At 47.4% G+C, this 12,218-nt stretch carries 14 protein-coding genes; 12 read left to right on the top strand and 2 right to left on the bottom strand.

The features are described 5' to 3' along the window. A partial coding sequence (locus NG796_RS03755) for a hypothetical protein (protein WP_317619268.1) occupies positions 1–321 on the bottom strand: 321 nt, incomplete at its 3' end. A 58-nt stretch (positions 322–379) separates the two neighbouring features. Between NG796_RS03755 and NG796_RS03750 the strand changes: the two genes are divergently transcribed. Then, a complete protein-coding gene (locus NG796_RS03750) occupies positions 380–625 on the top strand; it encodes a DUF1622 domain-containing protein (protein WP_261204572.1) in 246 nt (81 codons plus the stop codon). 140 nt (positions 626–765) lie between these two features. Here the strand turns inward: NG796_RS03750 and NG796_RS03745 are convergent, their stop codons facing one another. Beyond that, positions 766–1,854: a hypothetical protein gene (locus tag NG796_RS03745; protein ID WP_261204571.1), complete on the bottom strand. Its 1,089-nt coding sequence runs from the start codon at positions 1,852–1,854 to the stop codon at positions 766–768. A 1,221-nt stretch (positions 1,855–3,075) separates the two neighbouring features. On the opposite strand from NG796_RS03745, the gene NG796_RS03740 reads away from it, so the two are divergent. The 11 genes from NG796_RS03740 (at position 3,076) to NG796_RS03690 (ending at position 12,194) form a co-directional block, all read left to right on the top strand. Then, positions 3,076–3,363 (top strand): XRE family transcriptional regulator, encoded by a 288-nt coding sequence (locus NG796_RS03740; RefSeq protein WP_261204570.1) that lies wholly within the window; start codon positions 3,076–3,078, stop codon positions 3,361–3,363. Between the two features lie 23 nt (positions 3,364–3,386). Next, entirely contained in the window at positions 3,387–3,674 is a 288-nt protein-coding gene (locus tag NG796_RS03735) for a UPF0175 family protein (protein ID WP_261204569.1), read from the top strand. 5 nt (positions 3,675–3,679) lie between these two features. Further along, on the top strand, positions 3,680–4,162 hold the full coding sequence (locus NG796_RS03730; protein ID WP_261204568.1) for a DUF3368 domain-containing protein: 483 nt from the start codon (positions 3,680–3,682) through the stop codon (positions 4,160–4,162). Between the two features lie 125 nt (positions 4,163–4,287). Beyond that, positions 4,288–4,518, top strand: a complete 231-nt coding sequence (locus NG796_RS03725; protein WP_261204567.1) for a hypothetical protein — start codon at positions 4,288–4,290, stop codon at positions 4,516–4,518. A 160-nt stretch (positions 4,519–4,678) separates the two neighbouring features. Then, positions 4,679–5,857: an 8-amino-7-oxononanoate synthase gene (bioF, locus tag NG796_RS03720; protein ID WP_261204566.1), complete on the top strand. Its 1,179-nt coding sequence runs from the start codon at positions 4,679–4,681 to the stop codon at positions 5,855–5,857. Beyond that, on the top strand, positions 5,857–6,945 hold the full coding sequence (locus NG796_RS03715; protein WP_261204565.1) for a tetratricopeptide repeat protein: 1,089 nt from the start codon (positions 5,857–5,859) through the stop codon (positions 6,943–6,945). Before bioF ends, NG796_RS03715 begins: the two co-directional genes overlap by 1 nt. Positions 6,946–7,084: 139 nt before the next feature. Then, positions 7,085–7,951, top strand: a complete 867-nt coding sequence (locus tag NG796_RS03710; RefSeq protein ID WP_261204564.1) for an LPS biosynthesis glycosyltransferase — start codon at positions 7,085–7,087, stop codon at positions 7,949–7,951. Positions 7,952–8,212: 261 nt separating this feature from the next. Then, entirely contained in the window at positions 8,213–9,568 is a 1,356-nt protein-coding gene (locus NG796_RS03705) for an S-layer homology domain-containing protein (protein WP_261204563.1), read from the top strand. Positions 9,569–9,850: 282 nt separating this feature from the next. Beyond that, complete coding sequence (locus NG796_RS03700) at positions 9,851–10,435, top strand: sterol desaturase family protein (protein WP_261204562.1); 585 nt, start codon at positions 9,851–9,853, stop codon at positions 10,433–10,435. 54 nt (positions 10,436–10,489) lie between these two features. Continuing rightward, positions 10,490–11,071: a YdcF family protein gene (locus tag NG796_RS03695; protein ID WP_261204561.1), complete on the top strand. Its 582-nt coding sequence runs from the start codon at positions 10,490–10,492 to the stop codon at positions 11,069–11,071. Positions 11,072–11,150: 79 nt separating this feature from the next. Then, positions 11,151–12,194: a M42 family metallopeptidase gene (locus tag NG796_RS03690; RefSeq protein ID WP_261204560.1), complete on the top strand. Its 1,044-nt coding sequence runs from the start codon at positions 11,151–11,153 to the stop codon at positions 12,192–12,194. The last annotated feature ends 24 nt before the right edge of the window (positions 12,195–12,218 follow it).

The following is a 12,218-nucleotide window of genomic DNA, read 5'->3' as shown; positions in this document are numbered from 1 at the left end:
CTCAATGGTGCGTTCTTGTAGAGTCTGCGCATCTGGACGGGACCAACTCGTGTGATCGATTGCCAGTATTGGGCGTACATCTGTAGGGATTTGCTCAATATAGAGCTTCATTAATTTCTGCCTTGAGGGACGGCAATCTTGGAGTGCTTCGTAAACACTTGACCACTGGCGACGAAATACTGGAGACAAAGACAGATCTGCTAATGAGTCAGCATGACGGGTCAGTAAGATGGCATCCGTTAACTCAAATGTTGCATCATGGGCACGGCCTAAATGCTGATAAGCCGCTAGACGAAATTGTGCAAGTTTGTTAGAGTTCATATTGGCCGAAACCTCGATTAGGTGGTACTACTCTTAGTTTCTGCCAAGGGGAGCCTAGATGCAAGTCGGGCTCCCCTCTTTATTGCTTTCGTGTCACTGGCTTAGTCTAAACTCCAGTTCTTTAGGGTTAAGTTTCCTAATCGGTGCGACCATTTTAAAAACGATGATTTCCAGTCAGTGGGATGATATCGCCCGGTTAGTGGCGATTATTGCAGTGAGAACAGTTTTAAATTATTTATTATTGCAGGCGATCGCCAAAGCTACCCCGGAAGTCTCACAAGTCAGCAGTCCGGCTCAAGCCTGAATTGTAGTCCCTTTGAGTGTTGCATTGCCTGCGTGTTAAGAAGGATTCCCAATGTAGTATTTTACATAGAAAATCTCAAATAAAAGCGGCTATAAGAACAAGCCGCTTTTTAAGGAGTGGATAGCTTATCGAATTTTGGGCTAGTAACTTATAGCACAACTTTTTTCAGCCCAGTCTCCAAGTTTTTCAGCAACAAAGACACTCATTTTGTAAGTACCATAGGTTGTGGCGGCTGTGCCAGCGGTCAACAATCCAGCCATAACTAATGGTCCACCTACCGCAGAGGTAACAACGGCGGTTGCGGCTGCACCCGTGACGCTACTACCTAGCGCACTAGCTAAAGTTGTTGTCAACCCACCTAAACCGAGTTGTGAAACCGCTGAAGCTATACCGGCATAACCCGCTAAATTTCCTGCACCTACTGCCGAGGCGGATGTAATCGTGTGAAGTAAGAGCAATGTAGTTCCAGCACCTTCTTCGATGGCAGCCCAACTTGATCCATCCATTCCAGTCTTCATCTGTTGATATGCGGTACAGATTGTTTCAGGAGTAGCACCCAAGAAACTTTTGGCCTGCTTTTGAGCTTTAGAACTTATGTTGTCAGAGGTCATGGTTTTAAAAATTGCAGACATGACTTTATAGCTTTCGCCGTACTTCTTTTCCAGTTTCTTTTTGGTAATCTTCTGTAGCCCATCCCCATATTTGGAAGCGTCAGCAACTAAGCCTTGAAGATCGGCGGCTAATTGTTCTTTGCTGAGATGGCTTTGTAGGTTATTTTTTTGAGAAGATACAAAGTCTTTAACTACTTGCTGTTTTTCCAGAATTTTATCCAAATCTGTAAGCAGTTCTTCCCGAGTTGGCAAGTTTTTCTGGAAAAAATTACGCGAACTATCCATTACATTTTTGCTAGATTTGACCCCTTCGGAAATAAGATGCTTGATTTGAGTTTCATTCGGAAATCGCTCTAGCAGAGCCAAGGTCATCAAATCACCGGGTTGAGGGACAGGTACTTGAAGAGCCACCTCTGTTGATAAGTGTGACATTTTAAATGATTCAGACTGGGCTAATGCTGCCGGAGTAAAAAATGCTCCTATCTGAATAGTAAATGCTACAATTAGGGTGAAAACTGCTACGATTTGTCGAGTGGTTTTGTTCATGATCGGTGTTGGTTTATTCCCGGAGTGAATTTGTTGTATAGAAAGCGAGAAAGCTGTCAAGGCAATAGGCATGGTGAAGCCGATCGCCCAGAACAAGCCCGCGCTTTACAAAGTCCCCTGTTTAGAAGGCTGAACTCCCTTATTAAATTCCTGCAATGCTTAATATCCCTAGATGTTGACTATGGGAGTTGAAAATGTTTGTCTTCTTCATGGGGAGCCTATATACGCTTTATCGTTATCAACCTCTTGCCCTATATTTTCCGGCGATCGGGGTTGATGGCTGTGATTATTCCTCAAGTTTAATGGGTTTTTATTCATTGTAGAAAATCCTTTGTCAGAATACCAGCTTAATCACTGAGATATTTCAGGGTTTATAGGCGCGCCGTCCTGATTTTCGTAGATTCCCGCATTCCACAAGAATGATAAGTAGCCGATCGCCTCAGTTAGCCGTGAACCCGGCTATAAAGCGATGGTATCCCGATTGGTTTTCAAAAACCCCGCTTTTGGGAGTCTCTCCATTCTCTGTATTGCCTCCCCATTTTACTTGATTATTAGAAGTCAATCTAATTATTGAGTATTAGAGCGAGGTTTTCAACCTCTCTTTACAAAATTTATCATCTCTTCCGGTGAACACCCATTTTTCTGATATCCATCATCAACTGTCCCCTATGTCAGGGAGTGCGATCGGGAAACGACTTAATTGCACTCAGGAATGGGTGTTTGCAAAACTAAAAACCGCTTAGGGTATCTGGCACAAAACTGAGAAACCAGATTTGTGGACCGTTGAATCTAAGACGCTACTCGGGAGTTAAAACACAATTCAGCAAATCGTTGATTGACTTGAGGCTGTGTCAATCTTGTCTGTCAATAAACGATGACTTAGATTATGTTACCCCATTCAGACGGGTCAATTTTCGATAAGCCACAACCTCTGCGACTGTAATTGTTCCGGCCTTACTTATCAAGAAACTTGGTTTAACGGGTATGAAGTTGATGTAAATTGCCCTGGGACCCGTTTCCCTTTCTCAACCCTTGTGATCCTCTGTTTGCTCTATTTAACCCCCCCAGTTTTATCAAAATATCCTAAGTCAATTTAATTTTATAATATTCGGGAAAACTCTTGAATTTTCGCTGAGAGAAATATATACTATTCATGTAAATACATGAATTTCTGAGGGGTTACAGGGAGCTTTCCCTTGGTCCTCGGCTGCGTGCCACCCGGCAACGACTTGGTTTAACTTAGGAACAGGTTATTGAACAGCTTAAAGACTGCTATACTGCTATGGGGTCACGATGAGTCAACAGGCGCTCTCCTGTATTGAAAATGGCAAGCGCAAGGTTGATGCGGAACGGGAATTACCGGCATTAGCGGCAGTGTATGGTCAGGCGATCGATTCGTTTTACGATTCCTGGGCGTTGCCGGAGGGTGGGAAATCTCAGAAACGAGCGTTTGCTGCACCAGCTATGCGATCGCCCGAGGATGTGAGAGCGATCGCCCCGGTGGATTTGGAGGCGCTTACAAAACGGGATATGTTAGAACTCGCGGCTGAACTGATTTATAATGTTTTAGAAGAAACTTAGCGAATTGAGGAAATGCTCAATTTATGGAGAACCCACATCCCAAAACTGAAGTCAAGTTTACCTTGGAAATGCTCCCAGAATTACCGGAAATCCACCGGGTAGAAGCAGAACATAAAGCCACAGAAGCCTATGTAATGACTCTCCTCAAACACGCGGATATCAGTAGTGGACGTGCTGCCAGACTTCTGGGAATTCCTCGTTTGGAGGTAATTGAGTTGATGAATTCGTATGATATTTCTCCGTTTCCAATGCAGACTCGGGAGGAGTTAGAACATGAAGTTGAGGAACTAAAGCGGAGTTTTGAGCGGTAAAAGAAATGATAGTGGTTTCCAATACAACGCCCATCAGTGAATTAGCAAAAATTGGATGGTTCAATTTATTGCATGATTTGTTTGGGCAAATCATTATTCCCCAAGAGGTGTATGATGAACTAACCACAGGTACGCATCCAGCCGCCACTCAAGTGCCTTTATTGGACTGGATTGAAGTACGTTCTGTCAGGGATTATTATAAAATTTCTGCTCTGCAAGCCTCAACAGGTATTGATTTAGGAGAATCGGCTGCAATTATTCTGGCTGAGAAATTGAATGTTACCTGGGTTTTAATTGATGATTTAGATGCGCGACGGGTGGCACAGTCTCGTGATATTCCGGTAACCGGGACAATCGGCACACTGTTATTTGCCAAAGATAGGGGATTGATTCTAAATGTGAAAGAACTGTTAGATGCCCTGATTGCCGGTGGGAAAAGGATTAGTCCAAAGCTTTATCGGGAGGTGCTGGCGACCGCTGGTGAGTAAGCTGCTCTGAGCTAACAAAACAGGCTATTAATTATGACAGAAGTCTGAAGGGTTTTAAGTGTTAAATTACTTTTAAATACAACTGTCATAAATAGTTGATTTTTTTATAACTTAGGAGAAAATTGATGGGAATTGAACGACGAATGTCTCGGGATATTTTTGCGGCTACGGAGATTGTTGAACTGAAGCAGCCTTGTTTTACGAGTACGGGGGTGTTGTATCCGGGTCTTTATCCGGTGGGGCAATTACCGGATGTGGCGTTTGAAATGGGGTTGGTGGATAGAGTTTATCCGGAACGGGGGAAGGCGGGGAAGGAGGAACAGCAGTCTCCGCCTGATGCGCCAGGGGGCGGTTAATGGGTTCTCTTTGATTTGGATAGATTTAGATAGGAGGTAGAGCCTCCAATTGGACATTTTTAGGTAGAACCTAGGAACGAGGATTGGGGGTTTTTTGGGTGTTTGGAGGAGGTAGAGTTTCCAAGTGGCTGGATGTATTGTACTTTTAATTTGATGAATAATGTCAACAAATCCTTATGATTGGATAGAAAAATCGCTTAGGACGATTCATCGGGCGAATTGGTATCGTTCGATGCAAGAAATTGTGGGTTGTCCGGGTGCGGTTGTGCGGATGGATGGGCAAGAGTTGATTAATTTTGCGAGTAATGATTATCTGGGTTTAGCGGGGGATAGTCGGGTAATTGCTGCTGCAATAGAAGCAATTCAATTGTATGGGACGGGGGCGACGGGTTCACGGTTGATTACTGGGCATCGTCCGATTCATGGGGAGTTGGAACAGGCGATCGCAGCCCTGAAACAAACGGAGGATGCGATTGTTTTTAGTTCGGGTTATTTAGCGAATTTGGGGGCAATTTCGGCTTTGGTGGGGAAGCGGGATTTAATTCTGTCGGACCAATACAATCATGCGAGTTTGAAAAATGGGGCAATTTTGAGTGGGGCGATGGTTTTAGAGTATGAACATGGGGATGTGGAGGGGTTGAAATTGCTGTTAGAATCCCATCGCAAGGCTTATCGGCGCTGTTTAATTTTGACTGATACGGTGTTTAGTATGGATGGGGATTTATGTCCTTTGCCGGAGGTATTGGATGTGGCGGAAACTTATGGCTGTATGCTGTTGGTCGATGAGGCACATGGTACGGGGGTGTTTGGGACCCAGGGTGCGGGGGTGGTGGAATATTGTGGTTGTACGGGGCGGAGTTTGATTCAAATGGGAACCCTGAGTAAGGCGTTAGGGAGTTTGGGGGGATATGTGGCAGGAACTGCGCCCTTAGTTGATTTTCTGCGAAATCGGGCGGGGAGTTGGATTTATACGACAGGACTTTCTCCGGCAGATACAGCGGCAGGAATAGGGGCGATCGCCATTGTGAATCAGGAACCGCAACGACGGGCTAAATTGTGGCAAAATGTCAAGTACCTTAAACAGTTGCTGGTAGAGAGTGTACCCTCTGTGGCATCGAGGTTACTGCCCTCAGAGTCTCCGATTCTGTGTTTGCAAGTCCCTGATGCTCAAACGGTTTTAGCCGTGGGGGAGAGACTCAAAGCTGCCGGAATTTTAGTGGGTGCTGTTCGTCCCCCGACGGTTCCAACCAGTCGGATCCGGGTAACGGTAATGGCAACTCACGAAAAAGCTCACTGTGAGCGACTTGTGGAAGGGTTGCAGTCTCTCTTAAAATCCTGATGAACCGAACGCTAAATGCTGCTTTTCCTGCTTTGGGACTGACGATCGCCCTGATGGGAGGTCCAGGAATATTGCCGATGTTGGCTGTACCGGAGGCAGTCGCCCAAACTCGCCCTCAAGATTTCTTGACGGAGGGGGTGCAGAAATTGGAAGCGGAAGATTACGATGGGGCGATCGCAGATTTGACCCGGGCGATCGAGTTAGATCCCAAGTTAGTGGATGCTTATACAGCCCGAGGGATTGCGCGTCACCGGAGTGAGGACTATGTGGGTGCGGTGGAAGATTTTACAGAAGTGCTAGAAATCCAGCCTGAAAATAGTCAAGTTTATGGGTTACGGGCTTTAGATTATTTATACTTGCAAGAGTATCAGGCGGCGATCGCTGATTTTAATCGGGTGATTGATGACAATCCCCAGGATGCAGATGCTTATATGCTTCGGGCAGAGGCACAGACGGAACTAGGGGAGTTTGAACAAGCGATTCGAGACTATAACCGAGCGATCGCACTAGCACCGGATAACCCCACTTTTTATAGAAGACGGGGGCAAAGTCGCGCCCGGAGTGGGGATTATCCGGGAAGTATCGAAGACTTTAATCGGGTCATTAAATTGGATCCGAATGATGCTCTTGCCTATGTTTTTCGGGGAAATGCGTATGACGATCGCGGAGAGAGTGAAGCAGCACTTGCCGATTACGAGAAAGCCTTGGAACTAGACTCAACTTTAGCGCAAGCCTATTATAATCGAGGGATTACCCGGCGGCGGTTGGAAGATTATCGCGGGGCGATCGCGGATTATACGAAGGCGATCGAGATCAATCGGAGTGATGCAAATTCCTACTTAAATAGGGGGGTTGCTTATGCGTTATTGGAAGAATTTCCCAATGCGATCGCGGACTATACCCAAGCCATTCGCTTTAATCCGAATTTAGGAGAAGCCTATTATAATCGAGGGCTGACTTATCAACAGATGGGGGACGCACAATCAGCCCGGGCAGATTTTCAACAAGCCGCCCAACTCTATCAACGACAAGGATTGACGGCAAAATACCAAGATGCGATCAAGGCGCTTGAAACTCTCACTCGGTAATTGAAACTCCCCCAAAAGACGGGCAAACTCATGAGAAATGGTGCGAAAAATGGGGAAGAAGTTTCCTAAAACATCGGGCAAGCAGAGGAGCATCTCTATTCCGAAGTAAACTATAAAGGTCAACCTATTGGCAAAAGCAATGAAGGCAATCGATGCGGCGATGGAACAGCCGCCCAGTCCCAATCGACTGGGCGATCGCATTGGCAAGGTTTTGATTATTGCGTACAAAGAACCGACGGAGTTGCTAGAGAAGACATTGCGGGAGGAAGGATTAACCCCGGAAGTTGTACGACAGGCAGAAAATCCAGCGATGCAGGACTTTTCCGCAAGTTATCGCTGTTTGCTGAACCATCGTTCAGCCTGGGAAAAAGCCTTGAGTGAACCGCAACCCACTTTAATTGTAGAAGCCGATTTTGTTCCCGTCCAGGGATTGGGACAACTACCGTTATCTTTTCCCGGCGATCGCACTGATTTAGGAATTGCTTGGCTTTATACCTGTGCGCCGCAAATTTATAGTGTTTCTCCAGAAGGCTATGCCGAGGGATTTTCTACCGCAATGGTCGCTTATATTATCACGAATCAGAGCGCTGAGTATTTAATACAACTGGCCGATCAAATTAAAGATGAAATTGGGCCGAATAATTACTCCGCTTGGGATTCAGGAATTGATAAGTTTCTGCGCCAACATAAATTTAAAAATTATGTGCCGTTTCGCAACTATGGAGAACATGGGGGACGTCCAAACCCGGAACATCGTCAAAATCAACTCAGTTCCAGCCATCGTGCAGATGTGCTGTATGGAAAACTGGCTTTTTTACCGATGTATGCCGGTGAAGCGGAAGAGGGACCGTTTAAGGTTTTGGGAGTCCGACTCAAGGCGCGTCTTAAAGGCATCGGACGTTTGGTAACGGGACGATATGTCCGATTGCCAGTCCTGAAACAGTCAAGTGTTCCAGGCAGACTGTTGAGTTTTGCCATTCTTAGACACTTGACCCCGAGACTGTAAGAATCATGGGCTTTCTTTTTTGGTAAAGTATTGGTCTATGGGGACAACAAGCCGGGTTTCTGACCCTTTCTGGCAGACACAGCCCCCAAAAATGTTGTCCAGAAACCCAGGTTTCTTCACCTTTGCTGTAACCCTGGACTAGCGCAACCGTCAGAATCCGGGGGATTTTCCCCCCTGAGTCCGTCGCGATCGCCCCCCGGCAATTTTTGGAAACTACGTTAGGGTAAAAATAGCGTATATTGTTTCTGCTATTGAATTGTGATGTTGTTAAAACCTGTATCAGTATCCCTGACAGCGATCGCCCTCGTGATCGGATTGAGTGCCTGTGCCAACAGTCCCAATAGCCAAACCTTAGAACGGACTTTTGCTGCGGATCCGCTGCTGGAAGAGAATGAGGAAACTCCAGAGATACCGCCTCCGCCTCCGGATCTCGCCTTGGAGGGAGTGGGAGACACCGCTGCACTTCCCCAGGATTTCCCAGAGACCCTCCCCCCCTATCCGAATGGGGAGTTTATCCGGACGATCGCCCCAAATGAGACTCCAAAATCCACCAAAGCTGATGCTGGGGTTGTCACCCTCTGGCAAACTTCAGACAGTCCCGAACAAGTGCTGAACTTTTATCAACAACAGTTTAATCAGGCGAATTGGGAAATTGTCCCCCCAGGGAATCAAACCGGGACCCAGCCGAGTTTGGTAGCGCGTCAAGGACTGGATTTGCTGGTGAATATTGACGTCGAACCACAAATCGGGATGGGAGAAAATCCTCCAGAGAGGTTAGAATTTCTGATTAGTTATGTTCGCTCCAATCCGGCGCAAACCACGGGAGAAACCCCCGGATCTCAACCCCCCAAAACGATCGCCATTGAAGCGGCAACCCCGGTTTCTACACCCGCCTCGGAACCCTCGACAACCTCTGCCAACCCCACTGCACTCGAAAAGGTTCCGGAACAGTTGCGACCCTATCTGCGCGACTTAGAAAAAATGGGCATTGCGATCGCCCAACCCTCCGGCAATACCAGCGCAAATGCTACAGAATCTCCCGTGGATCTTAACCAGGGGATTACTCGCAGGCAATTTGCGCGATGGTTGTTAGAAGTCAATAATAAAATCTATGCCAACCAACCGGGAAAACAAGTCCGATTGGCAACTGCCACCGCTAACCCAGCCTTTTCCGACGTGAGCACCAACCATCCCGATTTCCCCGTGATTCAAGGATTAGCAGAAGCCGGAATTATTCCGAGTGCATTGACTGGGGAGAGTAGCGCGACTACATTTCGTCCCGATGCCATTATCACCCGAGAACAATTGCTGTTGTGGAAAGTGCCCTTAGATCTCCGCAGCAATTTACCCAGCGCAACTGTGGATGGGATTAAGGAAAGCTGGGGGTTCCAAGATGCCAGTAAAATTGACCCGAATGCATTGCGCGCAGTCTATGCCGATTATCAGAATGGGGAACAGTCCAATATTCGCCGTGCTTTTGGTTATACCACCTTATTTCAACCCAAAAAAGAGGTGACGCGGGCTGAAGCGGCTGCTGCCTTGTGGTTTTTTGGGGTAAAAGGGGAAGGACTAACGGTCCCCGATGCAATGGAAAATCCCAGTCCCGTGACACCGTAAAGGCGATCGCCCCGATTTCCCATTTAGGGAGTTATTAAAGTGAAAAACACTTGGAGTGAAACTCGCTTTTTACAGCACCTGATCGGATATCATACGGAATCCGGAACTTGCTGGTCTGCCACAACCGATACCGAATCAGGTGCGGTTACAGGGACAAATCCCGAAGTTAGCAGGGCCTGAGCATCAGTGCTGAGGCTGGCTAAAGAAAAAACAGACCGTTAAAAACTGGAGTCGGGATCATTTTCTAAACACTGTGCAACTCCCTGGAGGTAGGGACTTTCAATGAATACAACAGCCCACAGGACTGATTTTCTCAATCAACTCTTGTCTTCGCGATTTAATTATTGGTTTGGATATGTCGTGAACCTTAGCCTGGTGGGCTGGTTTGGTAGCCATGTGGTAGCGGATGGACGAGGGTTAGTCTCTTTACCTGAAGCGGTGTTATGGGCGATCTCGGGATATTTAACCTGGTGTATAGCCGAGTACCTGACCCATCGCTATCTCTATCACAATTTGGCCCTTCTGGGGATTGGTCACAACCTTCACCACGAAAATCAGCGGTCTTTATTAGGGATACCCTGGTATCTCACGACTCTGGTCATCCTCGGAATTTTCCACGGTTTAGCCTTGGTATGCCAACCGGCTAGACTGGGCCTGTTTATGGCATTTTTTTGGCTATTCTATATTGTCTACTGTTGGGTTCACCATTGTATCCATCATGTTCAGTTTAAAAATCCCTTCTGGCGATCGCTGCAAAAACATCATGTTCTACATCATGTTAGACCCGACCTAAATTTTTCCATTCTCATGCCAGTATTGGATACCCTCTTGGGTACCCGCTATCAAAAGCGCGAACGAATGAAATGAAAGGGGGTTAACCCTCTCACGGAGATAGAGCCTTTGTAAAGGGTCCTGAGAAAAGTGAGACAAGGTTTATCACTCGGTCAAAAATTTTGGAGGTTATTCCTCACTACGGTCTTGGTGATCCTCGTGGGATGGATTCCCCTGCAAATTGCGATCGCCCGCCTGTTGGTCCCCCTTCCAGAAGCAATTGTCGTTCTGGCCGGTAATCCCAACCGCATGACTTTTGCTGCCCAGTTTTGGCAGCAGCAGCCGCAGTTAGATATCTGGCTGTCGGGAGTTGGGGTGGATAATCCGCGCAATCGGCAGATTTTCCAGAACGCGAGTGTCCCAGAATCCCAACTGTATTTTGAAGTGAGATCTACGGATACGGTGACAAATTTTACGGATATGCGTGAGGAGTTGGTTGCCCGGGGTCTGCGCCATGTGTATCTCATCACGTCGGATTATCACATTCGCCGTTCCTGGGCGATCGCCTTTTTTGTATTTGGCAGTCGCGGGATGATCATTACCCCGATCGCCGTACCCTCTCAGGGGTTTCCCTCGGAGTCCCCGGGGCGAGTTGTTCGCGACTGCTTGCGTTCCATTCTGTGGATTTTTACCCGGTATTCTGGGGCAGATCTCAATCCCGATTTACCCTAATTTTTGGGGAAACAGACTTCACGAAGAAGTGATCACCAAACTGTAGGAAAATAGCAGGAAAAATCCCAGGTAAATCACCATGTCAGTGTTAGAGTACGATCGCTTATTTGAGACGATTGAAACCTTAGTGTTGCATCATTCGCCCAGTGGGGATGAGGGGGAGATTGATCGCTGGTTATTGAATCGATTTCAGGAAATTGGGGTGGAAGTGTGGCAGGATGCGGCAGGAAATGTGATTGCCAAAACGCCGGGACGCCCGGGGGGAAAGTCCCTTGCTATTACGGGACATAAGGATGAAATCGGGGCGATCGTCAAAACCATTGAACCCACGGGACGAGTCCAAGTCCGCAAATTGGGCGGTTCGTTCCCTTGGATTTATGGGGAGGGAGTGGTGGATTTTTTAGGCGATCGCCAGGTTATCAGTGGCATCCTCAGTTTTGGGTCCCGTCACATCTCCCACGAATCCCCACAGCAAGCATTTCAGAAAGATAAACCCCTCAATTGGGAAGATGCCTGGGTAGAAACCAAATGCACACCGGAGGCATTAGCTGAGGCAGGAGTACGCCCAGGAACTCGCATGGTGGTGGGCAAACATCGCAAAAAACCCTTGCGGATGGGGGATTATATCGCCAGTTACACCTTGGACAATAAAGCATCCGTGGCCGTTTTGTTAGCCCTAGCGGAAACCGTGAAAAATCCCCCAGGGGATATTTATTGGGTGGCATCGGCGAAGGAAGAAGTCGGGGCAGTGGGGGCCTTGTATTTTACCAACCGCCAACGGTTAGATGCTTTAATTGCGTTAGAAATTTGTCCGGTGGCCCCAGAATATCCGATCGCCGAGGGGGAGGTCCCCGTCTTGCTGTCTCAGGATGGGTATGGGATTTACGATGAAAGGTTGAATCGGGAGATTCGGCAGGCGGCAGAAGAAGGGGCGATCGCTTTGCAACTGGCAACCATTAGCGGATTTGGCAGTGATGCCTCCATCGCCATGAAATTTGGTCATGTCGCCCGGGCCGCCTGTTTGAGCTTTCCCACCCAGAATACCCACGGCTATGAAATTGCTCATCTTGGGGCGATCGCCAACTGCATTCGGATTCTCCAGCGGTACTGCCTCCAGGAATAACCTCGATTAGGATGCTCAGGGATT

It is taken from the genome of Laspinema sp. D2d (assembly GCF_025370755.1).
In the GTDB taxonomy this organism is placed as follows: Bacteria; Cyanobacteriota; Cyanobacteriia; order Cyanobacteriales; family Laspinemataceae; genus Laspinema.
The sequence above is the reverse complement of the archived record's forward strand: the minus strand, read 5'-3'. Positions and strand labels throughout refer to the sequence as shown.